This is a genomic window from Citrobacter sp. RHB35-C21 (genome assembly GCF_013816515.1).
GTDB lineage: Bacteria > Pseudomonadota > Gammaproteobacteria > Enterobacterales > Enterobacteriaceae > Citrobacter > Citrobacter braakii.
Genome location: NZ_CP057147.1, coordinates 1,396,203 through 1,420,792 on the forward strand (window position 1 = coordinate 1,396,203; position 24,590 = coordinate 1,420,792).

The 24,590-nt window shown below is 50.7% G+C and carries 28 protein-coding genes and 2 pseudogenes; 26 read left to right on the plus strand and 4 right to left on the minus strand.

Going from position 1 to position 24,590, the window contains the following annotated elements:
* Positions 1 to 33 precede the first annotated feature (33 nt).
* The 16 genes from HVZ39_RS06770 (at position 34) to HVZ39_RS06845 (ending at position 12,732) form a co-directional block, all read left to right on the plus strand.
* On the plus strand, positions 34 to 498 hold the full coding sequence (locus HVZ39_RS06770; RefSeq protein ID WP_181633377.1) for a phage terminase small subunit P27 family: 465 nt from the start codon (positions 34 to 36) through the stop codon (positions 496 to 498).
* Complete coding sequence (locus HVZ39_RS06775) at positions 452 to 2,194, plus strand: terminase TerL endonuclease subunit (RefSeq protein WP_181633378.1); 1,743 nt, start codon at positions 452 to 454, stop codon at positions 2,192 to 2,194. The genes HVZ39_RS06770 and HVZ39_RS06775 overlap by 47 nt, the downstream gene beginning before the upstream one ends.
* Positions 2,194 to 3,501: a phage portal protein gene (locus tag HVZ39_RS06780; protein WP_181633379.1), complete on the plus strand. Its 1,308-nt coding sequence runs from the start codon at positions 2,194 to 2,196 to the stop codon at positions 3,499 to 3,501. The genes HVZ39_RS06775 and HVZ39_RS06780 overlap by 1 nt, the downstream gene beginning before the upstream one ends.
* 12 nt (positions 3,502 to 3,513) lie before the next feature.
* Entirely contained in the window at positions 3,514 to 4,368 is an 855-nt protein-coding gene (locus tag HVZ39_RS06785; RefSeq protein WP_103848989.1) for a head maturation protease, ClpP-related, read from the plus strand.
* Between the two features lie 10 nt (positions 4,369 to 4,378).
* A complete protein-coding gene (locus tag HVZ39_RS06790; RefSeq protein ID WP_103848988.1) occupies positions 4,379 to 5,596 on the plus strand; it encodes a phage major capsid protein in 1,218 nt (405 codons plus the stop codon).
* Between the two features lie 42 nt (positions 5,597 to 5,638).
* Complete coding sequence (locus HVZ39_RS06795; protein WP_181633380.1) at positions 5,639 to 5,899, plus strand: hypothetical protein; 261 nt, start codon at positions 5,639 to 5,641, stop codon at positions 5,897 to 5,899.
* Positions 5,899 to 6,225, plus strand: coding sequence for a head-tail connector protein (locus tag HVZ39_RS06800; protein ID WP_181633381.1), 327 nt, complete (start codon positions 5,899 to 5,901; stop codon positions 6,223 to 6,225). The genes HVZ39_RS06795 and HVZ39_RS06800 overlap by 1 nt, the downstream gene beginning before the upstream one ends.
* A 63-nt stretch (positions 6,226 to 6,288) precedes the next feature.
* The gene (locus HVZ39_RS06805; protein WP_163455342.1) at positions 6,289 to 6,501 is read left to right on the plus strand and encodes a hypothetical protein; all 213 of its coding nucleotides are present in this window, start codon (positions 6,289 to 6,291) and stop codon (positions 6,499 to 6,501) included.
* 1 nt (position 6,502) lies between these two features.
* A complete protein-coding gene (locus HVZ39_RS06810) occupies positions 6,503 to 6,835 on the plus strand; it encodes a phage head closure protein (RefSeq protein WP_087051099.1) in 333 nt (110 codons plus the stop codon).
* Positions 6,828 to 7,367, plus strand: a complete 540-nt coding sequence (locus HVZ39_RS06815; protein ID WP_181633382.1) for an HK97-gp10 family putative phage morphogenesis protein — start codon at positions 6,828 to 6,830, stop codon at positions 7,365 to 7,367. The genes HVZ39_RS06810 and HVZ39_RS06815 overlap by 8 nt, the downstream gene beginning before the upstream one ends.
* Positions 7,364 to 7,729, plus strand: coding sequence for a DUF3168 domain-containing protein (locus tag HVZ39_RS06820; RefSeq protein ID WP_181633383.1), 366 nt, complete (start codon positions 7,364 to 7,366; stop codon positions 7,727 to 7,729). Before HVZ39_RS06815 ends, HVZ39_RS06820 begins: the two co-directional genes overlap by 4 nt.
* A gap of 59 nt (positions 7,730 to 7,788) precedes the next feature.
* The gene (locus HVZ39_RS06825; RefSeq protein WP_181633384.1) at positions 7,789 to 8,280 is read left to right on the plus strand and encodes a phage tail tube protein; all 492 of its coding nucleotides are present in this window, start codon (positions 7,789 to 7,791) and stop codon (positions 8,278 to 8,280) included.
* A 52-nt stretch (positions 8,281 to 8,332) separates the two neighbouring features.
* The gene (locus HVZ39_RS06830; protein WP_003841709.1) at positions 8,333 to 8,713 is read left to right on the plus strand and encodes a phage tail assembly chaperone family protein, TAC; all 381 of its coding nucleotides are present in this window, start codon (positions 8,333 to 8,335) and stop codon (positions 8,711 to 8,713) included.
* A 349-nt stretch (positions 8,714 to 9,062) separates the two neighbouring features.
* Positions 9,063 to 9,782: a zinc ribbon domain-containing protein gene (locus HVZ39_RS06835; RefSeq protein WP_181633385.1), complete on the plus strand. Its 720-nt coding sequence runs from the start codon at positions 9,063 to 9,065 to the stop codon at positions 9,780 to 9,782.
* A 74-nt stretch (positions 9,783 to 9,856) separates the two neighbouring features.
* Complete coding sequence (locus HVZ39_RS06840) at positions 9,857 to 12,331, plus strand: phage tail tape measure protein (RefSeq protein ID WP_181633386.1); 2,475 nt, start codon at positions 9,857 to 9,859, stop codon at positions 12,329 to 12,331.
* 41 nt (positions 12,332 to 12,372) lie between these two features.
* Positions 12,373 to 12,732 carry a hypothetical protein gene (locus HVZ39_RS06845; protein ID WP_181633387.1) on the plus strand — a complete coding sequence of 120 codons (360 nt, stop codon included), beginning with the start codon at positions 12,373 to 12,375 and terminating at the stop codon, positions 12,730 to 12,732.
* Here HVZ39_RS06845 and HVZ39_RS06850 read toward each other — a convergent pair.
* Entirely contained in the window at positions 12,721 to 12,945 is a 225-nt protein-coding gene (locus HVZ39_RS06850; RefSeq protein WP_003841703.1) for a hypothetical protein, read from the minus strand. The genes HVZ39_RS06845 and HVZ39_RS06850 overlap by 12 nt on opposite strands.
* 165 nt (positions 12,946 to 13,110) lie before the next feature.
* Here HVZ39_RS06850 and HVZ39_RS06855 point away from each other — a divergent pair, with 165 nt between their 5' ends.
* From HVZ39_RS06855 to HVZ39_RS26820, 6 genes are read left to right on the plus strand one after another with little or no spacing between them, the layout of a single operon-like run.
* On the plus strand, positions 13,111 to 13,704 hold the full coding sequence (locus HVZ39_RS06855; RefSeq protein WP_181633388.1) for a hypothetical protein: 594 nt from the start codon (positions 13,111 to 13,113) through the stop codon (positions 13,702 to 13,704).
* Positions 13,704 to 14,288, plus strand: a complete 585-nt coding sequence (locus HVZ39_RS06860) for a hypothetical protein (protein WP_048217931.1) — start codon at positions 13,704 to 13,706, stop codon at positions 14,286 to 14,288. The genes HVZ39_RS06855 and HVZ39_RS06860 overlap by 1 nt, the downstream gene beginning before the upstream one ends.
* A 6-nt stretch (positions 14,289 to 14,294) precedes the next feature.
* Entirely contained in the window at positions 14,295 to 14,693 is a 399-nt protein-coding gene (locus tag HVZ39_RS06865; protein WP_023993424.1) for a hypothetical protein, read from the plus strand.
* Complete coding sequence (locus HVZ39_RS06870) at positions 14,693 to 17,407, plus strand: DUF1983 domain-containing protein (RefSeq protein WP_181633389.1); 2,715 nt, start codon at positions 14,693 to 14,695, stop codon at positions 17,405 to 17,407. Before HVZ39_RS06865 ends, HVZ39_RS06870 begins: the two co-directional genes overlap by 1 nt.
* Positions 17,407 to 18,351 (plus strand): DUF6453 family protein, encoded by a 945-nt coding sequence (locus tag HVZ39_RS06875; RefSeq protein ID WP_181633390.1) that lies wholly within the window; start codon positions 17,407 to 17,409, stop codon positions 18,349 to 18,351. Before HVZ39_RS06870 ends, HVZ39_RS06875 begins: the two co-directional genes overlap by 1 nt.
* A 9-nt stretch (positions 18,352 to 18,360) precedes the next feature.
* The gene (locus tag HVZ39_RS26820) at positions 18,361 to 19,368 is read left to right on the plus strand and encodes a tail fiber domain-containing protein (RefSeq protein ID WP_181633391.1); all 1,008 of its coding nucleotides are present in this window, start codon (positions 18,361 to 18,363) and stop codon (positions 19,366 to 19,368) included.
* A gap of 126 nt (positions 19,369 to 19,494) precedes the next feature.
* On the opposite strand, the gene HVZ39_RS06885 is transcribed toward HVZ39_RS26820, so the two are convergent.
* Positions 19,495 to 19,737 carry a DinI family protein gene (locus HVZ39_RS06885; protein WP_181533211.1) on the minus strand — a complete coding sequence of 81 codons (243 nt, stop codon included), beginning with the start codon at positions 19,735 to 19,737 and terminating at the stop codon, positions 19,495 to 19,497.
* Positions 19,738 to 19,829: 92 nt separating this feature from the next.
* Positions 19,830 to 19,910 (minus strand): annotated as a pseudogene (locus HVZ39_RS06890) (DinI family protein); the annotation flags it as partial.
* A 30-nt stretch (positions 19,911 to 19,940) separates the two neighbouring features.
* Here HVZ39_RS06890 and HVZ39_RS06895 point away from each other — a divergent pair.
* Positions 19,941 to 20,446, plus strand: a pseudogene (locus HVZ39_RS06895) (S24 family peptidase).
* 244 nt (positions 20,447 to 20,690) lie between these two features.
* Here the strand turns inward: HVZ39_RS06895 and HVZ39_RS06900 are convergent.
* A complete protein-coding gene (locus HVZ39_RS06900; protein WP_016154045.1) occupies positions 20,691 to 21,539 on the minus strand; it encodes a MurR/RpiR family transcriptional regulator in 849 nt (282 codons plus the stop codon).
* A gap of 117 nt (positions 21,540 to 21,656) precedes the next feature.
* Between HVZ39_RS06900 and murQ the strand changes: the two genes are divergently transcribed.
* The 3 genes from murQ to yfhb are packed head-to-tail and all read left to right on the plus strand — an operon-like array spanning position 21,657 to position 24,563.
* A complete protein-coding gene (gene murQ, locus HVZ39_RS06905; RefSeq protein WP_181633393.1) occupies positions 21,657 to 22,550 on the plus strand; it encodes an N-acetylmuramic acid 6-phosphate etherase in 894 nt (297 codons plus the stop codon).
* 9 nt (positions 22,551 to 22,559) lie between these two features.
* Positions 22,560 to 23,924, plus strand: a complete 1,365-nt coding sequence (locus HVZ39_RS06910) for a PTS transporter subunit EIIC (protein ID WP_016157168.1) — start codon at positions 22,560 to 22,562, stop codon at positions 23,922 to 23,924.
* Between the two features lie 3 nt (positions 23,925 to 23,927).
* On the plus strand, positions 23,928 to 24,563 hold the full coding sequence (yfhb, locus tag HVZ39_RS06915) for a phosphatidylglycerophosphatase C (protein ID WP_016157167.1): 636 nt from the start codon (positions 23,928 to 23,930) through the stop codon (positions 24,561 to 24,563).
* Positions 24,564 to 24,590 lie beyond the last annotated feature (27 nt).

The window sequence follows — 24,590 nt, forward strand, 5'->3', positions numbered from 1 at the left end:
GCGAAATGAAAAGTTTTTTTCCGGGAGGTTCCGATGGCAGGAAGACGCCCGAAACCGTCCCACCTGAAGGTGGTAACCGGTAATCCGGGCAAACGTAAACTCAACGACAAAGAACCCACCCCGGCCAGAGAAATCCCAAGCCCTCCTGCACACCTTACTGACTGGGGAAAGGTGGCCTGGGGAAAACTGACAGTGCTGCTTGATGGTATGGGGGTTCTCACTGTTGCAGACGTGCTGGCGCTGGAGCGCCTTTGCGATATTTACGCCGACATACTCCAGCTGCGCCTTACGATCGCTGACGAGGGGAGAACGTATACAGTGCAGACGGATGGCGGCTTTTTGATTAAGGCAAACCCTGCAGTGGCCATGTTGGCTGATGCAGATCGCCGTTTTAAAAGTTACCTGGTCGAATTCGGTCTTACTCCGGCCGCCAGAACGAAGGTGAAAGTTGATGATGGAGAAAAAGAAGAAGACCAGCTCAACCAGTTCTTCGGTTGATCCCGCCACGCAATACGCGATGGACGTAACCTCTGGAAAAGTAATTGCCGGTCCTGATATTCGTAATGCCTGCCAGCGCCATTTGCGTGATTTAAAAGAGGGTAGTAAACGCGGTCTGAACTGGGATGTTGAATCGGTTACACGAGCTATCAACTTTTTTGCTCAGGTATTGAAACTGAATGGTGGTGAGCACGAAGGTGCGCCATTTATTCTTCTGCCCTGGCAATGCTTTATTGTCGGCTCTGTTTTCGGCTGGAAGCGTGAAAACGGTACGCGCCGTTTCCGCACTGTGTATGTTGAGTCAGGAAAAGGTTCTGGTAAATCTCCGCTGGCTGCGGGAGTTGGCCTTTACTGCATGATGGCTGACAAAGAGCCGCGAGCAGAAGTGTATGCTGCAGCGACGAAAAAAGACCAGGCCATGATCCTGTTTCGTGATGCCGTGGCTATGGTTGATCAGTCTCCAGCGCTTCTGTCCAGAATTCAAAAATCCGGTGGAGCCGGTAAAGAGTGGAACCTGGCTTTCCTGCAAAACGGTTCTTTCTTCCGGCCTATCAGTTCTGATGATGGACAGTCTGGGCCGCGTCCTCACTGCGCCCTGATTGATGAGATTCACGAGCATAAAGATAACCGCGCGGTTGAGATGATGCGTGCCGGGACTAAAGGTCGGCGGCAGGCGTTAATTTTTATGATAACCAACAGCGGGCATGACAAAACCAGCGTCTGTTACGACTATCACCAGTACGGGCAGAAGGTTGCAGCCGGTCAGCGAGAAAACGATGCCTTTTTCGCTTTTATCTGTTCACTGGATGAAGGCGACGATCCTTTTAAAGATGAATCATGCTGGGGAAAAGCTAACCCATCAATGGGGCATACTTTTCTTTCTGATTACCTGCGCGAGCAGGTGGAAGATGCCCGTGGCATGCCTGCGAAAGAAAGTCTGGTTCGCCGACTCAATTTCTGTCAGTGGGTGGATGCAGAGAACCCGTGGATCAGCGGTGATATCTGGATGGCCTGTGAAAAGGACATCAGTATTGAACAGTTACGGGGTAAAACCTGCTTTGGCGGTCTGGATTTATCGGGTAAACGTGACCTTACATCGCTGTCTCTTTATTTTCCTGACATCAGTGTAATGCTGACAGAGTTCTGGACCCCTAAAGATACTTTATATGATCGCGCCCGCGTTGACCGGGTTCCTTACGACGTATGGGAGCGTGATGGTCATATCCATGCACCACCCGGTACAGCCATTGACTACGGTTTTGTCGCAAAGCGGATGGCAGAGCTGGCGGCAATGTTTGATATACGAAAAGTCGCTTTCGACCGCTATCACATTGACTACTTAACTCCTGAACTGGATGACGAAGGGGTTACGGTTCCTCTGGTACCGCACGGCCAGGGATTTGGTAAATCGGCAGAGTCAGGTTTGTGGATGCCGCACTCCATTGAACTGTTTGAGCAGCTGATTATGGAAAAGCGGATCAGCATTGTTCTGAACCCCTGTCTGCGCTGGTGTGCGGCGAACGCCGTTATTGAAGAAGATAAAAACGGAAACCGGGTTTTCAGCAAGCGCAGAAGTAATGGCCGTATAGATGGCGTTGTTTCTGGTGCGATGGCAGTTGGCGCGGCAGAAGGAGATGAAGAGGATGACAGCGATATTGAGGGTTTTTTTGACGATCCGATCATAGTGGGTATCTGATGGCTAAGAATAAACAGCAACCAGGGCGCGTAAAGAGCGCTCTTTTAAACTGGCTTGGTGTTCCAGTAAGCCTGACGACCGGTGAATTCTGGCGGGAATGGTTTGGAACCAGCAGTAGCGGAAAAGTGGTCACCGCAGACAAAGTTATCCGGCTTTCCGCTGTATGGGCGTGTGTCAGGCTCTTGAGTGAGTCGGTCTCCACGCTTCCGCTTAAAATTTACGAGAGACAGGCCGATGGATCGCGTAAGCTGGCCCAGAACAATCCCGCCTACCAGATATTATGCAGACGCCCTAATCCGGAAATGACGCCTTCCCGCTTCATGCTGATGATTGTGGCCAGTGTTTGTCTGCGCGGTAACGCCTTTGTCGAAAAGCTGTTCATCGGCAGCAAGCTGGTATCACTGGTTCCACTGCTTCCTCAGAACATGGTTGTAAAGCGGCTCGATAGTGGAAAATTACAGTACACCTACACGGAAAACGGAATCCAGCGGCTCATTCCTGTAGGCAGGATGATGCACATTCGCGGTTTTGGCCTCGATGGTGTGTGCGGCATGATGCCCACAATGGCCGGGGTGGATGTCTTCGGTGCTGCGATGTCGGTTGATGAAGCGGCGGCGAAAATCTTCGAAAATGGCCTGCAGAGTACCGGCTTCCTTTCTTCGAAAACATCACTGAGCAAGGAACAGCGAGAAAGGTTGCGTATCAGCCTTCAGAGCTTTATTGGCTCGAAAAATGCCGGGAAACTGATGGTTCTGGAAAATGAACTGACATACCAGAACGTCACCATGAATCCGGAAGCCGCACAATTGCTTGAAAGCCGCTCATTCAGCATTGAGGAAATCTGTCGCTGGTTTCGCGTACCGCCATTCATGGTCGGCCATACGACAAAACAATCCAGCTGGGCCTCGAGTCTTGAGGGGATGAACATGCTGTTTCTGACCCATACTCTGCGTCCATTGCTGGTCAATATTGAGCAGGAAATCTCGCGCTGCCTTCTTAACGGTGATGAGGATTTGTTTGCAGAGTTTTCCGTTGAAGGTCTTCTGCGTGCCGACAGTGCAGGACGTGCTGCGTACTATACCAGTGCCCTGCAGAATGGCTGGATGTCGCGTAACGATGTGCGAAGGCTGGAAAATATGCCACCAATTGAAGGCGGTGATATTTATACAGTTCAGCTCAACCTGACTCAGTTGAAGAATCTCGAAAACAGCAACCCGGCGATTCAGGCGCTGGCTGTCAGAGAGCTTCATAACCACGTATTCCCTGATATTCCTTTCGAGCAATCGCCCCTTAAACAGGCTGCTTAGGAGCCAATTTCCATGACAATTAGACAACTTCCGGTTGCTCCGGCGGGACGCCCATGCGCGGGTGTGACCAGTGAACCCCAGCCCTCAGCGCTTGAGCGCTGGAATGGTGGAATCAGGGCAACATCCGATAATGACAACTCCATTTCTATTTTTGATGTTGTTGGCCGTGATTACTGGGATGAGGGTGTCACAGCCAAACGCATCTCCGGCGCTCTACGTTCGATGAACGGTGCTGATGTGACGGTAAATATCAACTCGCCCGGCGGCGATATGTTTGAAGGCCTGGCAATTTACAACCTGCTTCGCGAGTACCAGGGAAAAGTCACTGTAAAAGTGTTGGGCATCGCTGCCAGCGCCGCTTCGATTATTGCTATGGCCGGGGATGATATTCAAATCGGGCGAGGTGCCTTTCTGATGATCCACAACTGCTGGGTAGCAGCGATGGGCAACCGCCATGATTTTGCTGAGTTATCGACTTATCTTGAGCCATTTGATGCCGCGATGGCTGATATCTATGCTGCACGCTCCGGCCTTGATATGGACACCGTGCAGAAGTTGATGGATGCAGAAAGTTATATCGGTGGAAGTGATGCAGTAGAAAAAGGTCTGGCCGACAGTCTGCTTTCTGCTGATGCCGTAAGCGACGGTGATGACTCCCCGTCTGCGGCGTTGCGCAAACTTGATGCACTTCTGGCGAAAACGAACACTCCCCGGTCTGAACGCCGGAGATTAATCAAAGCTTTAACAGGTAACACGCCGGGCGCTGTTACCGATCCCGATGGTAAGCCGGGCGCTACCCAACCCAACCCTGAAATTTTAGCTGAGCTGGATGTCGCATTAAGCGGCCTGGCGAACGCATGCCAGTAACGGAGAAATTATGTCTGACGTGAACGAGATTCTTAAAAAAGTAACGGCCTCCATTGAGGAAGCGACCGGAAAATTTAATGCAAAAGCGGAAGAAGCTCTTAAGGAGGCACAAAAGAACGGCAAATTGTCGGCGGAAACCAAAGAGACCGTGGACAAGATGGCGTCTGAGCTAAATGCGTTGAAAGAAGCCGAAAAGACGCTGAAAGCCTCTATGGGTGAACTGGAGCAGCATGTTGCGCAGATGCCGCTGGCAAATGCAAAACAGGTTGTTGAATCTGTGGGGCAGCAGGTCATTTCTGCTGAGGCGTTAAAAACCTTTGCTGCCAGCGTTGCGGCCAGCCAGCGAATTTCTATTCCGGTGAAAGCGGCTCTGCTTACCGCTAACGTACCAGGCAATATTGTTGCTCCCGACCGTCTGCCTGGCATTGATACCGCGCCGAAACAGCGTCTTTTCATCCGCGACCTGATCGCGCCTGGCACAACGGCATCAAACACCATTTACTGGGTGCAGCAAACTGGTTTTACCAACAATGCTGCGGCGGTCGCAGAGAATACGACCAAACCGTACAGCAACATTGAGTTTGCAGAAAAAATCACCCCAGTTCGAACTATTGCGCATCTTTTCAAGGCATCCAAACAGATCCTCGACGACTTCGCACAGTTGCAGTCTCAGGTTGATGCGGAAATGCGTTTCGGCCTGAAGTATGTCGAAGAGCAGGAAATTCTGTTCGGCGATGGAACAGGCGCTCATCTGGAAGGCATCATTCCGCAGGCTTCAGCATTTTCGGCAGCGTTTCAGGTAGAGAATCAGAACGGTATTGATGATCTGCGTCTCGCGATGTTGCAGGCTCAGCTTGCCCGCTTCCCGGCATCCGGTCACGTCCTGCACTTCATCGACTGGGCGAAAATTGAGTTGACTAAAGACACGCTGGGCCGCTACATCCTGGCAAACCCTGCCGCTCTGACGGGGCCAACTCTTTGGGGCCTTCCTGTCGTCGCAACAGAAGCTACAGCCTTCCAGGGTAAATTCCTGACTGGGGCATTCAGTGCCGGTGCGCAAATTTTTGACCGTGAAGAAACGAACGTTGTTATCTCGACTGAGAACGCCGACGACTTCGAGAAAAACATGATCACCATCCGTTGCGAAGAGCGTCTGGCGTTGGCCGTTAAACGTCCTGAAGCCTTTGTTTATGGCTCGTTCACTGTACCGGCGTCTGGCGGTCAGTAATATCTTGTGCGGCCTTCGGGCCGCAATATTCGAGGGAATGCTATGAAGCTTATCGCGGTTAAACCAATTTACTTTGGCGGTGTTGTTGTGACAGAGGGGGAGTTACTGGAAACGCAGGAGCAGCACGGTCGTGAACTGATAAAAAAAGGCTATGCACGGCAGATGGTTGTTGATAATTCTGCTCAGCCAGAACAGCCAGAACAGCCAGAACAGCCAGAACAGCCAGAACAGCCAGAACAGCCAGAACAGCCAGAACAGCCAGAACAGCCAGAAGTTAAAGCAGAGAAGAAGGCGAAAAAGTAATGATCGATCTTGATGTGGTGAAACAGCACTGCCGCATTGATACCGACTTTGCCGGCGATGATGCCCTGCTGAATTTATATACCGGAGCGGCGGCGCGGTACGTCCAGACATGGACCAGGCGAACGCTATATGAAAATCAAAGCGCCCTTGGGTACGCAGATGACCCAGACCCGATTCTGCTCAATGAAGATGTTAAAGCGGCCATGTTACTGCTGATCGGACACTGGTATGCCAACAGAGAATCAGTGGTCGTTGGTCAAACCGTTACAGAGGTTCCGTTTGCAGTTGAGGCCTTGCTGCAGCCATACCGAATTTACGGGGTGTAAATATGGCTTGTTCCGGGTGCGCTCAGCGGCGCGAGTGGATAAAAAAGTGGGCGAAAATAGCTTATGAACGAGCAACTGGCAAACGAACTGATAGAGGCGCTGCGGGAACAGACCGCAGCTCAGAGAGAACAGACGGAAGCGATAAGCCGCCTGGCTGAATCAAACGCAGCTCTGTGTGATGTCATTATCCAGTCACTGGCCGAAGATGAAGAAATTGATACTACTTCATTAGGCGATGAGCGACCCGTTTACTTGAGTCAAAGGCCGAGGAGGTGATATGCAAGCCGGTAAATTACGTCACAGGGTTATCCTGCAGGAGCCGGTAAAAGAACAGAACCCTACAACGGGAGCCGTAATTAATACCTGGCGTGATGTCGCAACTATCTGGGCCGAAATATCCCCTTTATCAGCGCGGGAGTTTATAGCGGCCCAGGCATCACAGGGCGAAATAACAACGCGTATAACGATTCGTTACCGTGCAAGTATTACCCGAAAGCACCGTATTCTTTTTCGTGGATCAGTATTCAACATTGAGGGCGTGCTTCCGGACCCGAAAAGTGGTCGTGAATATTTGACGCTTCCTTGTTCTGAGGGGGTAAACGATGGCTGATAGTGTTGAAGTAAACCTTACCGGACTCGAGTCACTGCTTGGAAAAATGGAGGCTGTCTCCGAAGTTACCCGAAATAAAGCTGGTCGTTCTGCGCTGCGTAAGGCTGCGAATATAATCAGGGATCGCGCCAGAAGTAACGCAGCCAGAGTTGATGATCCTCTCACCAAAGAGGCGATATATAAGAATATCGTCGCCAGCTTCAGCAGCAAACAATTCCGCAGGACGGGTGATCTGGCATTTCGTGTTGGGGTAATGGGCGGCGCCAGTCAGTATGCAAACACAAAGGCTAATGTCAGGAAAGGCAGGGCTGGGAAAACGTTCAGAACACTGGGTGATAAAAGCAATCCTGGCGGCGATACCTGGTACTGGCGTTTTCTCGAGTTTGGAACCGAACATGCCGCCGCAAAGCCTGTACTGCGACCGGCGATGAATGGTATTGATACCGCAGTAATCAGCGTTTTCGCAGAAGAAATGGAGAAAGCTATCGATCGCGCAGTAAGGCGTGCCGCCAAAAAAGGAACAACAGCATGATTGCTCCAGTTTTTGCCGTCTGTTCGACAGACCAGAAAGTAAAAGAGCTGCTCGGTGCTCACCCGGTAAGGCTTTATCCGTTTGGCATGCTTGATGATGTTCTGGTGTACCCCTACGCAGTCTGGCAGAACGTGGGCGGAGAACCTGAAAATTACCTGAGTCAGAACCCTGACATCGACCGTTATTCCATTCAGGTGGATGTGTATGGCGACACTGATGAAGATGCTCTTGCTGTGGCGCGAGCATTACGCGATGTCATTCAGCGCAAGGCTTACATTACCCGCTGGGACGCGCAGGGCAGAGACCCGGTAACCCTCAAATACCGCTATTCATTCGACGTTGACTGGCTGGTCAACCGATAACTTAAAACCACTCATATCACACCGGCTATAAGCCGGTTTTTTTATATCCGGAGATGACTATGTCAGTAGTGACTCAAGGCACTCAACTTTTTGTGCTCGCGAATGGTGTCGTGAGCGAAATCGAATGTATTACGGCATTCTCACCAGGCGGTAGCCCGGCAGATCAGATTGATGATACGTGCCTCAGTGAACGCAACACCAGAAAATATAAAAAGGGTTTACGTACACCAGGACAGGCAACGGCCACTCTGAACGCTGATCCAGCAAATGCCAGCCATTTGATGCTCAGCAATATGGCTGAATCAAACGATCAGAGCAATGTGACATTTGCGATCGGCTGGTCTGATGGTGAGTCTGAACCAACAACGGGTAGTTCCCCTGATGCTGTTGATGGACTGATTCTGCCTTCAAATCGTACCTGGTACGTGTTCAAAGGTTATGTTTCCGACTTCCCGTTTGACTTCCAGGGTAATACCGTCGTGCAGACATCTGCCACCATCCAGCGTTCCGGCCAGGGGGCATGGATTCCGAAAGCGCAACCAGGCAGTTAATTAAGCGCGGGGAATATTCCCCGCCCCATTGATGTTTATACCGGAAAACAACATGAAACTGACTCTTGATACGCTGAAGAAAACAGGTGCTTTTACAGGTCGTCCTGTTGAGAAAGAAATTAAATGGAAAGGTGCTGACGGGGAAGAACACATTGCCACAACTTATGTTCGCCCTTTGGGTTATCACACTGCCACGTCTGACGTTCTAGCCGGTCTTGGCAAGATTGATGGCGTTGCTGGTCGTATTGCAGCATCAATCTGTGATGAAGACGGGCATCAGGTGTTTACCGTTGCTGATGTGACCGGCGAGGCTGATCCGGAACGTGGCGCACTGGATGGGAATCTTACAGTGGCTTTGCTGGTGGCCATTCAGGAAGTTAACGATCTGGGAAAGACGGACTCAGCGCAGAAGACGAAATCTGGTGCGAACTAGTCCTTAACGGGATTGGCGGACGTACCATTTCAGAAGCTCAGGAACGCCTTAGCTTCCTTGAGTTCCAGCAGTGGGTTCAGTATCGTCAAAAGTACGGAAGCCTGAACCCTATGATGCGGACGGAATGGGGAGCAGCGTTGATTTCTTCTGTGCTGGCTAATGTGAATCGCGGTACAAACACACCGGCATTCAGCGTTGCTGATTTCGCCCCTCACATAGCAGCTGTAGAGCGCGTTGCCGCTAACGAACCAATCAGCCTGCATGAAGCGATGAGGACGTGGAATTGAAAAGTAGAATTTATTAGAAACGCTTTCCTTGCTACCCTATCTAAAAACAAGGAGATCAAGGAATGGCTTTGATTAAATGCAAAGAGTGTGGAGAACAGGTATCTGATAAGGCCGCATCATGTCTAAAGTGCGGAGCTCCCATAGCAAAAAAAAACAAAGGCCCATCTGGATGTATGATGGTGTTTTTTATTTTTGTAGGGGTTCTTATCCTTCTTTTGTTTATTGGCAAAGTAAGCAATAAAAAAGAAGCACCTAGCCAAACAGTGGGTAGCACTCAGGTAAGCACTGATAAGTTGAAAAATGATGTCGTAAAAGAAGTAGAGGTAAAAAAAGAACCAGTTACAGTTATTAACTGGCATAACCAACCCACGAAAGATAGCGTTACTGGTGAGGTTGGGGAGATTTTTTATAATACATCGAAAAACCATGTTAATTTCCCATTCCCATACAACGTTGATGGTGGATCTGTACTCAACTTGGTTTTCCGCAAAAGAAAACAAGGTACTGATGCCTATGTCGTGATATCTAAAGGTCAGATTGTATGTGGTTACTCAGATTGCTCAATAAGAACGAAGGGCGATAACGGAAAGGTAAAAACCTGGACTGCAAGTAGTGAGGCGTCTGGAAGATCAGATATGATTTTTCTTGATAACCCACAGTCTTTCGAAAAATATATCAAGAGCAATAAAAAAATCACTATTGGAGTGACATTTTATCAATCTGGCGAACAGGGGTTCGATTTTGATGTTTCAGATTATCCAGAGCAAGCAAAGAAAAAATAAAAGTAATATTTACACTATTTAATAAGCATTAAAATGCCTCGCTTTGCGGGGCTTTTTTTTACCTGGAGGACAGCGTGGCAAGTAAATCATTAGGTACATTAACGATAGACTTAATTGCCAAAGTTGGCGGCTTTGTTGGCGGCCTAAGCCAGGCTGAAAGGGCATCGCAGAAATGGCGAAAACAGGTTCAAGAGGATGCAAAATCTGTAGCTGTTGCATTCACAGGGGCAGCAACTGCAGCAAGCGCCGCTGCTATTGGCGTAGGTGTGGCTGGATACAACCTGTTAAAAAACACCTCCAGGCAAATTACTGAGTCTGACCGTTGGGCTAAGTCGCTCAACATGTCTACTCAATCATTACTTGCTTGGCAGTATGCTGCAGAAAAAGCAGGTGTTTCAGGCGATCAAATGGCTGATATTTTTAAAGATATCGGAGATAAAATTGGTGACTCGGTACTGAATAAATCAGGTGAGGCAGTAGATGCATTGGATGCACTCGGTTTATCAGCTAAAAAATTATCGAGTGAATCGCCGGATAAGCAACTTTTAGCCATAAGTGATGCGCTAAGCAAGATTAAAACAAACGCTGAAAAGACTACTATTCTTGAAAGCTTGGGTAACGATCTCTCTAAGTTGCTTCCTTTGCTTGATCAGGGCGGTGATAAATTACAAAAATATATTAAGGCTGCGAAAGAATTTGGCGTAGCACCAGATGATACCGATATAGAAAGTCTCGTAAAAGTTAATTCAATCTTTGAGGATATGGAAAACCAAGTTAAAGGGGTTAAGATTGAATTATCAGCTGGATTAGCAAAGGTTGACCTTTCTAACCTGCAGAAATCAATTAGCGACATGGGTGATGTATTTAAAGACCCTGAAGTTATCAAAGGTATCACCAACCTTGTTAGTGGTGTGGTCGACCTCGCTACCTGGCTTGTTAAGGTTGGAGCGGAAGCAGGAAAACTCATCGATCTTTACAAAGGGGGACAGGCAGTAGGGGAGAATGCATCTATAGAGGAAATTGATCGTCGCATAAGAAACCTTGATGCAGATTTAAATGACGAAGGTTTTCTTGCAGATTTCAACAGATTAGGAATGGATGTGGAAGGGAAACGGGCTGAACGATCAGAGCTTGAACGCCGCCGAGCAATCCTTAAAGCAGGAAATAACCTACCTCTATATCCAGCAACCATAGGTAATTATTCTTCATCTAAAACAGATTATGGTCTTGACGCAGGAGAATCAAACGGGAAATTAAAAACTGATACTTCAGCAAAAAAACTTGAATCAGCTTTTAAATCAATGGAGACAAGTTACCTCCGTCAGATTGCTCTCATCGACACCACTGGAAAGAAAAGCGCAGAAGTTACTGAACAACAAAAACTACAATTTGATATCGCTGACGGCAAGCTAACTGGACTTAATGAAACACAGAAGCAACGCCTTGAACAACTGGCTACAGAGGTTGACCGCCTGAATGCTGTTAAAAAGGTGAACGAGGAAAACCTTAAACTTGCTGAGTACATTTCGAATCTTCAGCGTGAAAATGCTAATGCTGCTGCTTCCCTTGATGCTGATGTTATTGGCGCAGGTCTGGGTGATAAGGCACGCGAAAGGATGCGTGAACAGCTCGAAATTGAGCGTGAATTTAACGAGAAGCGGGAAGATTTGCAGCGCCGTCGCCAGGATGGAAGCATTAAAACCTCAGAAGAATATGACCGTTATAACCAGGAACTGGACAAAGCGCTTGCTGAGCGACTCGATAAATACCGTTCTCATTATGACCAACTGGATGAGTTACAGGGAAACTGGCTGGCAGGGGCTCAGAATGGTCTGGCTAACTGGGTAGATACTTCCAGCGATTATTACACTCAGGTGTCAGATTTAGTCGGTAACACCCTTGATGGCCTGGTGGATAACATGGCTGATGCCCTCAGTGGTAATAAAGCTGACTGGGCAAGTTGGGCGAACAGTGTGCTGAATGAGCTGCAGAAAGTGTTGCTCAGGGCAATCATGGTCAACACACTTAAATCAGCTGGGGATAGTGGCTGGTTTGGTTCGCTGGGAGGGATGTTTGGTAGTTCAGTAGCTGGTGCAGCATCCGCTGGCGGTGCAACACCGTCCGGAGCTTATGCTGGTGCGGCATCTCAATTGAAATTCGCTAAGGGCGGCGTAATGGACTCCCCTGATCTGAGTCGTTTCCGTAATGGTGTAGTGAATAGCCCGACGATGTTTGCATTTGCAAAAGGTGCTGGTCTCATGGGAGAGGCAGGCCCTGAAGCGATAATGCCCCTGACGCGAACTGCTGACGGTAATCTCGGTGTTCGTATGGTGGATGATACAGTTTCTTCTGTTGGGGGCGGTGGGGCTCAGCTCCAGCAAACCATTCAGCAACATTTTTCTATTTCCGGTAACGGTGACGCGGCACTGAAGCAGGCTATGCAGGAAGCTGCGCGACAGGGAGCGAATGACGGTGCGAAGCAGGCGCGTCAGGATTTGCTTCAGGATTTCTCTAATAGAGGTCAGGCAAGGCGATTGCTTGGCGTGTAACCATTATTAATATTCATTAAGCCGAAAGGCGGGAGACAGTTATGACTTTAGAAGAACGAGTTGAAGCGCTGGAAAAGTCGCTTTTGCGTATGCGCCAGGCCAATAATGAGATTAACTGCGCGATTGATGAACTCAGTGCTTCTGTTCGACAGCAACTGAAAGTTAATGATAATGGACTTCAGGAGCGGGGCGACAAAGTTACATTAGCAGATGGCGGTATTACTGTTCATCTTAAAGGGGGAGGGGTTATTGTTATTAACTGTTTTAGTTCCCCTGTAAGCGAATCAGATAAATTACGCCAGGCAATGGAGAAAGCCGCTACTGCTGGTGCGGAGGCGGCTATGAAACAAATACATCAAGACTTTATTTCTCGTGGACCACTACGCCGATTACTTGACTGAGGCGGAATATAATCCATTGAGGTACTGATTAACTTCTTTTTCAAGATCCACGAGAGTGCGACTCTTCGCATCCTTAATGTATATATGATTGGTGATGCTTTCTCCGTGCTCACCATAAACGGTAAATCTGACATTTGGATCCCCGGCTTCTGGTTCGTAATCACCTGGCATTCCGATGTGTAGCAGTTGCACTTTAGACAGGTAAAACTTCATTTTATTTCCTTATCCAGAGGTAATCAGCTATCCCTCCTTAATCTGAGTGCGTCAATGTCCCACCACTGACGGGCTGAGTAACAACCATAACCAGGTATGTAAATCAGTAACATCCTGACAAATGATCAGTAGCGCCGCCGTGCGCAGAATAATGCAGGAGAATCTATGGCTGTACTCGAATGGCCGGAAGATGTCTGTCCCGCGTCGCTGACATGGCGACCTGAGAGTAATACCAAAACCTTTCGATCTCCATTCAATGGGGCATCGCAGACAGCACGCTTCCCCGGTACCCGCTGGGTATGTTCCCTGACTTTTAATAACCTGACTGACGAAAAATCCAGGCGCATTGATGCTCTGGTGGCTTCGCTTGACGGTGAGTATGGCAGGGTAAAAGTTCGTGACTGGGGGAGAAGTGGCAGAGCGCCAGCGGGCGTGCCTGTTGTTGATGGCGCTAATCAGACAGGTACTCAGCTTCAGAGTAAGGGCTGGACGCCGGGAACAGTGGTGCTCAGACAGGGCGATTATTTTACTGTTAACGACGAGCTGAAGATGGTTACAGCCGACGTGACGAGCGCAGCGAACGGTACCGCAATGATTGCCTTTGCGCCTATGTTACGTAGCTCGCCACCTGCTAATGCAGCCATTGAAATCGCGAAACCCTACGGCATTTTCAAACTGAAGGATAACCAGCAGGGAGCCGGTAACCGTGTGCCGGGTGTTTTTACCAGTTATACACTGGAGCTTGAGGAGGCATTTTAATGCTGTATTCCCCCTTTTCTGATTCGATGGTGGACTGGTTATCCCGCGACAGGGTGACGGTTGCGATCGCCGCTAATATTCAGTTTGAATCCGGTACCGTCTATGTGCATTCCGGTACCGGGACACTGGTTCTCGGCGGCTATGTCTATTACGGCATGGGGCGCATGGGGTCTGTTGATGATGCCAGTGAAACCAGCACGACAAGCCCCACGCAGGTTAAAATGACCCTCTCAGGTCTGGATATGGCCCTCTTTGCTACCACGCTGAATGAGCGATGCGTGGGCAGAAATGCCGAAATTTATCTTGTGGCCATGGATGATAACGGTGTTGTCCAGGTTGCCGATCTCCTGTTTAAAGGGCGGGTATCCAGTACGGGGGCGACCGCTGGCGGGACGAACGCCCTGCAGTACACCATCAGTAATATTTTTGAAGACTGGCAGCGTCCTTTCCCCGATCGTTATACCGATGAATCGCAGCAGGCCGCTTATCCCGGCGACCGCATATTCCGGTATGTGGCGCAGATGTCTGAACGTTCGATTTACTGGGGCAGTAAAAAAGATGCGCCAGGATTTACCTATAAGTGAGGAAGCATGAAGCATCCGGACTGGCATAACAGATTAATCACCGTAATAAGGGCCGCTGAAAAGCGGCCTTTTTTATGGGGCAGTCATGACTGCTGCCTGTTCGCGGCAGACTGCGCTCAGGCCATGTGCGGCGAGGATTTTGCGGCAGGCTGGCGCGGAACCTACGACAGCGAGCATGGGGCTAAAAAGGCGATATTGCGCGGTGGCGGTTCGCTTGAAAAGGTGCTGGCCCGTTATCTCGATGAGGTGCCGGTGAAGCTGGCGCAGCGAGGGGATATTGCCGTTGTTGAAAATGCCGGTGCGCGATGTGCCGGGGTGGTGTATTCCGGCGTGGTATGGGTTCCTGGCGAAAATGGTCTTGTCAGTCTGCGGGTTAAACCGCTGAGTGTCTGGAGGGTACGTTAATGCCTGCTGCTGTTCCTATTGTTGCCACCATTGCTGCAGGTGTGGCGGCGGCAAATGAAATGTATGCCATCGCGATGGTTATCACCGTTGCCGCACAGATTGCCACTCAGGCACTGACCAAGACCCCGTCGTTGAATTCCTACCGTGATACGTCTGAACGCAAACAGGTTCTGCGCGCTGCGGCCAGTGCCAAAACCGTTGTTTACGGTCGCTCAACGTCGGCGGGCACTCTGTTCTTTTCCGAAGAGCAGGCTGGCGAACAGGATGATGGCGAAATGCTGCATCTGGCCATCGCCCTTGCAGGGCATCCGTTATCCGGCGTGCAGACTGTCTGGCTGGGTGATGAGCCGATCAGTAGCTATCCTGAGCATGCCTTTTTCGAGTTGCACACCAATCGCCAGACGGCGGACCCGTACATGCTGAATAACTGCCCGTCATGGAAAGAAGACATGATCGGTAAAGGACTCACCTGGCTGCGCGTATCCCTTAAATTCAATGCTGAAAAATTCCCGGCAGGCATCCCTAACATCAAGGTCGAAAAACAGGGGCGGGCTATTTATGACCCCCGTACCGGGTTGACGGGTTACAGCAACAATGCGGCGCTGGTTATCCTGGACTATTACCGCAATTACCTGAAAGTACCCGATACCGATATTCTCTGGGACCAGTTTAAGGAAGCGGCGAACATCTGTGATGAGGATGTGATTACTGGCAGCAATACCGTTGAGAAGCGCTACACGATTAACGGTGAGTTCGATCTCAGTGAAAACAAAGTCAGTATTCTGGAAGGGATGCTGGCAGCTTGCGCCGGGGATGTAACGTATACCGCGGGCAAACATGGCCTTCTGGTCGGGGCGTATTACGGACCCGCTACCGAAGTGATCACTGAAAGCCAACTGGCCGGTGATATCGAAATTATGCCGGAAGTCTCTCAGGCGGAACGCGTTAACACTATCAAGGGGACGTTTGTCGATCCGCAGCAGGGGTACACCGAAGCAGATTTCCCCTCTGTGTCAGTCAGTGAATGGGTGACGGAAGACGGGGTAGAAATATCGCAGGATATGAAGCTGCGATTTGTGACCTCTGAATTTCAGGCCCAGCGTCTGGCAGACGTGAAGTTAAAGCGCACCCGCATCGCCAGGACGATGAACGTAACGTTAAATCTGAGCGGGTACCGTTACCGCCCGGGAATGTATGTGAAGGTGAATTTCCCGTCTATCGGTATCGTAAACGTTGAGATGCGGGTAACTGACTGGAAGTTTGGCGTTCAGAATGGCGTACAGCTGACACTGAAGCAGGAAACAGCAGATGTCTGGGGCGATGCCATCGGCAAACCGATCGAGCGACCGCCGTTCACTCAGTTGCCATCAGGCGGCGTGGCGCAGCCGCAGAACCTGAAATATACCGTGGAGGAAATCGGTCAGGTCGTACAGGGCATTTTGTCCTGGCAGAATATCGGGCCGGTGGTCTATAACAAAGTGATCATTCGTCGCAATGGTCAAATGGTCATGTCCGTCCAGGTTCCGGGGACGTTCACGCGTCTTACCGGGTTACCGAAAAATACCTACACAGCCCACGTTATTGCCGTAAACCAGATGGGGGCAGAGTCGCCGGAAGGGTATCTGGAATTCAGTATTGAAGCCCCGCCAGCACCTTCCCATGTTGATATTGAGCAGGGCTTCTTTGCCGTCACGCTGATCCCGCGTCTGGCGGCAATTACCAATGTTTCCACGCAGTTTGATTTCTGGACGTCAGGCGAAACAAAACTGCCTGATGCCTCAACAGTCACCGTGGAAGCGAATGCCAGCCGTGAAGGGATGGGAACCACCTGGACCAGCAATCAGCTACAGGTAGGGCATACCTATTACTGGTACATCAGGACCATTAACGCCTTTGGTGCATCAGGGTTTATCGAGGTACCTGCGCTGTGCTCTATGGACACTGGCAGTCTCATAGACCTCATTGATGATGCAGTACAGAAATCAGACGCATTCCAGAACGTTAAGGCCGGTGTCGATACGAACCTGGAAGGCATTATGGAAAATGCGCTGGCGAACCATGGCACCGTTGAGCATCAGTATCAACAATATGGTGAGGTACGTGCTGATATTCTGGTCGTAAAAACCACGGTGGCTACCGCCGAACAGGGGCTCGCTGATCTGTCCACTTATGTGCAGGCTCAAATTGGACCTGATGGCAATCTGACCTCTGCGGTAAACCAGAAAATGACGGCGGTAGTCAACAGCGACGGAACAGCTAAAGCCTCCTACACGCTGAACATGGGCATCGTAAGAGGCGGGATTAAATACAACACTGGTTTCGGTATGTCTATCGAGCCTGATGGAAATAGCTATAAATCCACAGTTGTATTTGCCGCAGACCAGTTCGGCATTTATTCCGGTAATAACCCCGGGAACTGGCAGGCTGCATTCTTCGTCTATAACGGACAGGTTTTTATTCGCAGTGTGCTGATTCAGGAAGCATCCATTGATTTCGGTAAAATTACGGACTCGCTTCAATCTTCAAATTTCATACCCGGTGTAAGGGGGTGGAATTTACCCAAGAATGCCAGCCCTGAATTCCACGGAAGACTGTATGCCGATAGCGGTGAATTTGCATTCAACGGTGTTAATAATGTTGTCAAAATTGATGGTAATGGTGTGACCGTCAATTTATCTGGTGGTGGACGGGTTGTCGTCGGGAGGTGGTCATAATGCCGGAAGGTATTCTGATTGATTACAACGATGGCCGTCCGGTGATGGCAATTACTGCGGGGCTTCGCGCCCCCAGTTTTTGTACATCGTTCTCGGGCTGGTCATCCCAGTTCATGCAGTACCCGGTTAATACACCGCTTGTTCCTGGTTCACAGGCTATCGTGGTGCCAACCAATCCCATATACATCTATTCCTTTGCAGAGTTCGACGTGGCCATAATGACGGGTGTCACCCGAAACGGTGATTCCGGGGTAATCATCGGGGCTGAGACAATCGGTGGAAAAAGCATTGTCCCTGACTGGTCAGGCTACGTTATGGAGCTGCTGCCTGCGGCAACATATAACGAAGGGCTGTTAGTTTCAAACTCGACTGACTTCACCGCTATATCCAATCAGGCTGCGCTGATGACCTGCGCTTATTCCGGGCGCATTACGGTTAACGGCAGCGCGCCACTTCCGGTCAGCGGTATTCCTTTCGGCAAATGGGATAACCCGAATGTGTCGGTGGGGTTTGATGGCACCAGTATCATCGTTCGCGATATTTCCTACACAGGGCGGGACGACGTGGCCGGAACGGCGACGATAGACCTGGTGATATTCAACCAGACAGCACCAGTCGGCGGAGACGGTATTACGATGACCAACGCCGCAGGTCAGGTCACGTTCTCCACGCTGAAACGTCCCTTTGTGTATGACCGACAAATCCAGATCACCGATGCTTTCCAGAATATTGGCGGCGGGTTCTGCCAGATAGTTTATACCGGGGTGCAGGTCCGTATGGATGGCGGTTACGGAAATATACGGACGAAGGGCGTCGTGATGTCCGGTGGTAATGTCAGGTCAGCCTACAACAAAGTCTTTGCTAACCACAACTCCGGTTCATGGGATATGAGCCGAAACAAAAATATCGCCATGCCCATTCTCATTCTTCCGAATATGTACTGAGGAAAACTTATGTCAGCAGGAACATTAACCCTGACGAATAACTCTGCTCTGGTATCAGGGGCAGGAACGTCATTTACCACAGATCTGGCGGCCGGAGATTTCATTGTTGTTACTGTCGGCGGCGTTCCCTATACGCTCCCGGTTAAATCAGTGGAAAGTGGTACAGCGTTGACGCTCGTCAGTAATTATACCGGACCCACACAATCAGGCGCCGCCTGGTCAGCCGTTCCCCGCGTGGCATTAAATATGGTCACTGCGGCGCTGGTGGCTCAGAGTGCTGAGGCACTCCGGGGCCTGAATTATGACAAACAGAACTGGCAGCAGGTATTCAGCAACTCCGGCAATATCACGGTGAAGCTCCCGGATGGCACCACTTTCACCGGTCCGTCGTGGTTGAGAATGATTGATCTCTTCAACAGTAAGCGAGGGCTCCCTGATACATGGGTAACGACCGCCGGGCTTGAACTTCCTGGTCGTTTATTTACTGGATATGTGATATGCAACACAGATGCACCGATAATCCAGGCAGGCGCTTACATGGCTCAGAATGCCGGTAATTCCAGAATGGGTCTGTATAACAACTCAGGCTCGCGGGCAGGTGGTTTTGATCTGGTTATGGCTGGAACAAATGGTATGGAGAAAATGAGGTGGTCAGGGAATATCGACGGGAATATCGTCGGCCCGCTGGGCTCAATTCAATGGCAAGGCTCAGATGTTCGTATTAAGTATGATTTTGAACCGCCTAAATCAGGTCATTCAGAACGCATTGCAGCGTTAGGAGTTACAGAGTTTAAATATAAAGGCGGCGACGCTATTTATCGTGGTTTCCTTGCACAACAGGCAGAAGCTATAGATGGGTGCTATGTGCGCGAAGGTGGTATAGCACTTGACGAGAGCGGCAAAAAATTTACTGTCCTTAATGTCGATAACCGCGCGATTGTTGCTGATTTGGTTCTTACGGTTCAGGACCTGATGAGGGAAGTTTCGGAGTTGAAAACTGCGTCAGCAGCAAAGTAGTTCCGTCAACGAGCCTGTGGTCGTAGCCGAAATTCTCTGAGACTACGGCAGGCTGACAATCATTTTGTTATTTAAGTACAGAATGATTGCCAGTCGCAGGGGAGCCGGAATAGATGATAAAAATGTTTAATCTGAAACCAGCCACATATCAGCCTCTTCAAACATCTCTTGAACGGCCGCACTGATTCGTTCTTTCTCATGCTTACTGGCGTCAGTATTGATCGCCGGCAGTGTCATCATCGGTTTTACCCGGACATCAGCATCGGGGAAAATCCGGTGAACCCTCTTGGTCAATTCACCCAGAATGATATCTTTTGCACCGGGCAGACCATCAAAATTCCTTTTGTCATAAACGAGTTCCACGAACATTGCTTATTTCCTCTTTACTGGGTGGATATACAGTATTTATACTGTTTTTTTATCCAGTATTCAAGAAGGGGTTAATGATGCCACGACGTAGCGATATTGAAATAGCCTGGCATGCTTCGATACAGCGAGAACCGAATGGTCGGAAGACTGTCACCACACAGCGGTTTGTCCAGGAACTGGGTAAGGTTAACTGGCACTGGACGATGAAGCAGGCCAACGATTGGATAGAATGTTATGTGACAACATTCCGCGATGTATCAACGCAGGAAGGCGAGAACCGAACCTTTCAGCTGTTCAATCCAAACGGAGGACTTTAGCCATGGGCTTCCCTTCACCGGCCAGCGATTACGTTGAAACGAGGATCTCCCTCGATCAGCAGCTTATCAGCCAGCCAGCAGCGACTTACTTTATGCGGGCATCGCGTTCACATTTCAGGGAAGGGATACTCCAGGGCGCTCTGCTTGTGGTAGATGCGTCACTTACTGCCTGCGATGGTTCACTGCTGATATGTGCAATCGACGGGGAATTCAGGATCAAGCGATATCGGACTCATCCTCAGCCGCACCTGGTTAATCTGGATAACGGGAGAAGGGAGGCGTTGCCAGTAGATGATGACGGTTACAGTTCTGCACCCGCTATATTCGGGGTGATCACGTACATCATTAATGATGCCAGGAACGCGGAGTTTGATGACTGCCCGGTGATGTAAGCGACAAGCGATGTGTTGCTATGTCGATTTAAATTTTGTGTTGCTGGGTTTTTATTAAAATTATTTTCTCTACAAAAACCAGCAACGCAATCAATAACACATACTACTATTTTATTGAATATATTGTTATTTTTCCTGTTTGCCGCACATATCGCAATTGATACACTTTTTAGTGATTAACAGGGCCATCAGGAAACTCTCAAAACATCACAAATCGGGCGGGCATTATACGCGCATTCTTTGCTCAGACCAGTTTTTTTACCAGTGCTTCGCTGTGGCGAATGCGTTCCGGGGCATGCTCCAGATCTTGCTGCACCAGCGCCATAAACAGTAAATCAGTGAGCATCATTTGCGCATGGGTAGAGGAAATCGCTGCGCTGCGCGTGGCCTGTTCTTCAGCAATCGTGTACAGACAATGAGTTGCGCGCTGTTGCAGGGCGTTAGGGGTAAATCCGGTGATGGCGAGAATTTTGGCTCCGGCGCGCAACGTTTCATCCGCAGCCAGGTTGAGTTCGCGGCGTTCTCCGGTATACGAAATGGCCAGCAGCAGATCGTTGGGTGAAAGCGCCTGCACCGCCGCCAGCAGGGCGTGCATATCGCGTTCAACCACCGCGTTAAACCCAATCTTTAGCAGTTTCCAGGCAAAATTCTGCGCTACCAGACCCGATGCGCCAATCCCGGTCAGGATAATGCGCCGGGCTGAGCGCAGCATCGTGACGCTCTCTATCAGTTTCTCTTCGCTGTTGACATCCAGCGTCGCATGCATCGCCGCCACGTTCTCTTTAATCAGCTTTTCGCCCACCATACGCATGGGGTCGTCACCGCGAATCTGATTATGCACCGGAATGGAATGAGGGTTGGGATTGCTGGCCAACGCTTCGCTAATCGCCAGTTTCAGCGCCGGAAACCCTTTAAAGCCCATCTTTTGCGCGAACTTCACCACGCTGGACTGGCTGACGCCTGCTTCAAAGGCCAGCTGCTGTGAGCTGAGATGACGCGCGGTATCCGGCTGAGCAAGAAGATAATCCGCAAGTTTTTTATCGCTTTGCGCGAGGTCCGGGTAACGCTGACGAATGCGAATTAAACAGTTCATGCTGTCTCCTGGCGAAAACGTGATGGCGATTGCAAAACAAAATTTCACTCGCCTGGATGAATATAATATTCCATTATGACAGATTATTATGAATTAAAAATTCCTAAGGAACAAAAAATGAATCTCGGTGCATTAGTTTCAGAAACTCGCAATCCACAGACCATGGATCTGGATGCGCTCTCAACGTTGGAGTTGGTTCATCGATTTAATCAACAGGATACGCTGGTAGCGGAAGCAGTAAAAGCAACTCTGCCTCAAGTTGCGTGCGCGGTCGATGCGGCAGCTAACGCGCTAAAAGCCGGTGGACGCATTATTTACATGGGTGCAGGTACCAGCGGGCGTCTTGGGGTGCTGGACGCGTCTGAGTGCCCACCGACTTTCGGTGTACCGCATGGTCTGGTGGTTGGGCTGATTGCCGGGGGGCCGGGCGCGCTGCTCAAGGCGGTAGAAGGCGCGGAAGATAACCCGCAGTTAGGCGAGGACGATCTGCGCGCACTCAACCTTACCGCACAGGATCTGGTGGTTGGTCTGGCGGCTTCAGGTCGCACGCCGTATGTGATTGGCGGGCTGAAATATGCGCGTTCGGTGGGTTGTACGACGGCGGCTATTTCCTGCAATCCGGATTCTCCTGTCGCGCATGAAGCGGATATTGCGATCTCCCCGGTGGTGGGACCGGAGGCGTTGACCGGGTCAACGCGACTGAAATCCGGCACCGCGCAAAAATTGGTGCTCAATATGATCTCCACCGGTGCGATGGTGAAATTTGGCAAGGTGTACCAGAACCTGATGGTGGATATGCAGGCAACCAACGTCAAACTGGTCGATCGAGCGTGCCGTATGGTGGTTGAAGCCACCGGCATTACGCGTGAACAGGCGCAAGCGCTGTTAAAGCAGACTGATTTTGACGTTAAGCCAGCGATTTTAATGGCGCTCACCGGCCTGGATGCCGCTACCGCCCGCGAAAAGCTTGCCGCTCACCAGGGTTTTTTACGCGCGGCGTTAGAACACTAAGAGGTGTATATGGATAAGACGGCGGTGCTGGCCAGCGACATTCTGCTGGGCGTAGGCGGAGAGCAAAATATTCTGCGCCTGGAAAACTGTATGACTCGCGTCAGGGTGGAAGTTCAGGATGACGATCAGATTGATATTCCCCGTCTCAGGCAACTGCCCGGTGTTAGCGGTTACGTGAAGCAGGGCGCGCAGCATCAGATAATCGTCGGCCCCGGTAAAGCTGCCAAGGTGGTGGATGCCATGCGCTCCCTGATTGCCGGTGGCGGCGAGCGTGCAGATGTGAATAATATCGAGCGCACCAAATCAGAGGCCAAAGCGAAGTATAAAGCGCCAATGAGCGATGCGCTGCGCAAGCTGGCGAACGTCTTTATCCCTCTTATTCCGGCGTTTATCGCCTCCGGTTTGATCACCGGCATTATAAACATCCTTAAGCGACCGGATATCGTGGGGGATTTTGCGACCCATTATCCGAATATGCTGGGGCTGATGGGCATATTTGGCAGCGCCGTGTTTGCCATCATGAATATTCTGGTTGGGGTGAATACCGCCAAAGTCTTCGGCGGCTCTCTGGCGATGGGCGGGGTGATGGCGGGGATCCTCTCCAGTCCGCAGCTGGCGCAGATTACCCTGTTTGGCGAAGCGTTGCAGCCGGGGCGCGGCGGGGTGATCGCAGTGCTGCTGGTGGTTGCGCTGATGTGTTGGATCGAGCGCAAATTCCGCGAGCTGTTGCCGGAATCGCTGGAGCTTATCCTTAACCCGCTGCTGACCACCATCATTACCGGGGCCATCGCGATTGTGGCGCTGCAACCGCTTGGAGGCTGGATTTCTGAATCTATCGCTCACGGCGCATCCTGGGCTATCGACCGCGGCGGGTTCCTGGTTGGTGCCATACTGGCGGGAACTTTCCTGCCATTGGTGCTCACCGGACTTCATCAAGGGTTGGTGCCCATCCACGTTGAGCTGGTACAGGCGCACGGTTATAACGCGCTCTTTCCTATCCTGGCGATGGCAGGCGTTGGACAAGTAGGGGCTGCGATCGCGGTGTTGATGAAAACCCGCAATGCGCGGCTAAAGAAAGTGATCAAAGGAGCGCTGCCGGTCGGGCTGCTGGGCATTGGCGAGCCGCTTATTTTTGGCGTCACGCTGCCGTTGGGTAAACCGTTTATCGGCGCCTGCCTTGGCGGAGCGGTAGGCGGGGCGCTGATTAGCTACTGGAAGGTGGCGACGGTTATCACCTTTGGCATCTCCGGTTTGCCGCTGGCACTAACGATTGTTGCCGGAAAAGTGATGTTCTATCTGTTAGGCTATCTGGTAGCAGTTATCGCCGGGTTCCTGTTTACCTGGCTATTGGGGTTCAACGATCCAGAGGAATAAGGTTTGACCAATCACCAGCGCCGCGTTGTTTTTTTTGATTTGGATGGCACGTTACACCAGCAAGATATGTTCGGTAGCTTTATACGTTATCTGCTGCGTCGCCAGCCGCTGAACGCGTTGCTTGTGCTGCCTCTGCTACCGGTGATTGCGCTGGCGCTGCTGATACAAGGGCGCGCCGCCCGCTGGCCAATGAGCCTGCTGTTGTGGGGATGCACTTTTGGTCGTAGCGAGGCGCGCCTGAAAGGGCATCAGGCTGACTTTGTGCGCTGGTTTCGCAGTAACGTGACGGCCTTTCCGCTCGTGCAGCAGCGGCTGACAACCTACCTGTTAAGCTCTGACGCCGAAATCTGGCTTATTACTGGCTCCCCGCAGTCGCTGGTCGAGCAGGTGTACTTCGACACGCCGTGGCTACCGCGAGTCAATCTGATCGCTAGTAAAATGGCGCGGGGATTCGGCGGGTGGGTGCTGCCTCTGCGCTGTCTGGGCCATGAGAAAGTGACGCAACTGGAACGCCACATTGGTGCGCCGCTTCAGCTTTACAGTGGCTACAGCGACAGTAATCAGGACAATCCTCTGCTCTCTTTTTGCCAGCATCGCTGGCGCGTCACGCCGCGCGGAGAGCTGCAACAACTCGAATAGAGTAAACGATAGCGTCTGTGTATAATG

Excerpts from the sequence above, each read along its gene's own strand:
- HVZ39_RS06770 (WP_181633377.1), top strand. The coding sequence starts at position 34 with ATGGCAGGAAGACGCCCGAAACCGTCCCACCTGAAGGTGGTAACCGGT.
- HVZ39_RS06775 (WP_181633378.1), top strand. The coding sequence starts at position 452 with ATGATGGAGAAAAAGAAGAAGACCAGCTCAACCAGTTCTTCGGTTGAT.
- HVZ39_RS06780 (WP_181633379.1), top strand. The coding sequence starts at position 2,194 with ATGGCTAAGAATAAACAGCAACCAGGGCGCGTAAAGAGCGCTCTTTTA.
- HVZ39_RS06785 (WP_103848989.1), top strand. The coding sequence starts at position 3,514 with ATGACAATTAGACAACTTCCGGTTGCTCCGGCGGGACGCCCATGCGCG.
- HVZ39_RS06790 (WP_103848988.1), top strand. The coding sequence starts at position 4,379 with ATGTCTGACGTGAACGAGATTCTTAAAAAAGTAACGGCCTCCATTGAG.
- HVZ39_RS06795 (WP_181633380.1), top strand. The coding sequence starts at position 5,639 with ATGAAGCTTATCGCGGTTAAACCAATTTACTTTGGCGGTGTTGTTGTG.
- HVZ39_RS06800 (WP_181633381.1), top strand. The coding sequence starts at position 5,899 with ATGATCGATCTTGATGTGGTGAAACAGCACTGCCGCATTGATACCGAC.
- HVZ39_RS06805 (WP_163455342.1), top strand. The coding sequence starts at position 6,289 with ATGAACGAGCAACTGGCAAACGAACTGATAGAGGCGCTGCGGGAACAG.
- HVZ39_RS06810 (WP_087051099.1), top strand. The coding sequence starts at position 6,503 with ATGCAAGCCGGTAAATTACGTCACAGGGTTATCCTGCAGGAGCCGGTA.
- HVZ39_RS06815 (WP_181633382.1), top strand. The coding sequence starts at position 6,828 with ATGGCTGATAGTGTTGAAGTAAACCTTACCGGACTCGAGTCACTGCTT.
- HVZ39_RS06820 (WP_181633383.1), top strand. The coding sequence starts at position 7,364 with ATGATTGCTCCAGTTTTTGCCGTCTGTTCGACAGACCAGAAAGTAAAA.
- HVZ39_RS06825 (WP_181633384.1), top strand. The coding sequence starts at position 7,789 with ATGTCAGTAGTGACTCAAGGCACTCAACTTTTTGTGCTCGCGAATGGT.
- HVZ39_RS06830 (WP_003841709.1), top strand. The coding sequence starts at position 8,333 with ATGAAACTGACTCTTGATACGCTGAAGAAAACAGGTGCTTTTACAGGT.
- HVZ39_RS06835 (WP_181633385.1), top strand. The coding sequence starts at position 9,063 with ATGGCTTTGATTAAATGCAAAGAGTGTGGAGAACAGGTATCTGATAAG.
- HVZ39_RS06845 (WP_181633387.1), top strand. The coding sequence starts at position 12,373 with ATGACTTTAGAAGAACGAGTTGAAGCGCTGGAAAAGTCGCTTTTGCGT.
- HVZ39_RS06850 (WP_003841703.1), bottom strand. The coding sequence starts at position 12,945 with ATGAAGTTTTACCTGTCTAAAGTGCAACTGCTACACATCGGAATGCCA.
- HVZ39_RS06855 (WP_181633388.1), top strand. The coding sequence starts at position 13,111 with ATGGCTGTACTCGAATGGCCGGAAGATGTCTGTCCCGCGTCGCTGACA.
- HVZ39_RS06860 (WP_048217931.1), top strand. The coding sequence starts at position 13,704 with ATGCTGTATTCCCCCTTTTCTGATTCGATGGTGGACTGGTTATCCCGC.
- HVZ39_RS06865 (WP_023993424.1), top strand. The coding sequence starts at position 14,295 with ATGAAGCATCCGGACTGGCATAACAGATTAATCACCGTAATAAGGGCC.
- HVZ39_RS06870 (WP_181633389.1), top strand. The coding sequence starts at position 14,693 with ATGCCTGCTGCTGTTCCTATTGTTGCCACCATTGCTGCAGGTGTGGCG.
- HVZ39_RS06875 (WP_181633390.1), top strand. The coding sequence starts at position 17,407 with ATGCCGGAAGGTATTCTGATTGATTACAACGATGGCCGTCCGGTGATG.
- HVZ39_RS26820 (WP_181633391.1), top strand. The coding sequence starts at position 18,361 with ATGTCAGCAGGAACATTAACCCTGACGAATAACTCTGCTCTGGTATCA.
- HVZ39_RS06885 (WP_181533211.1), bottom strand. The coding sequence starts at position 19,737 with ATGTTCGTGGAACTCGTTTATGACAAAAGGAATTTTGATGGTCTGCCC.
- HVZ39_RS06900 (WP_016154045.1), bottom strand. The coding sequence starts at position 21,539 with ATGAACTGTTTAATTCGCATTCGTCAGCGTTACCCGGACCTCGCGCAA.
- murQ (WP_181633393.1), top strand. The coding sequence starts at position 21,657 with ATGAATCTCGGTGCATTAGTTTCAGAAACTCGCAATCCACAGACCATG.
- HVZ39_RS06910 (WP_016157168.1), top strand. The coding sequence starts at position 22,560 with ATGGATAAGACGGCGGTGCTGGCCAGCGACATTCTGCTGGGCGTAGGC.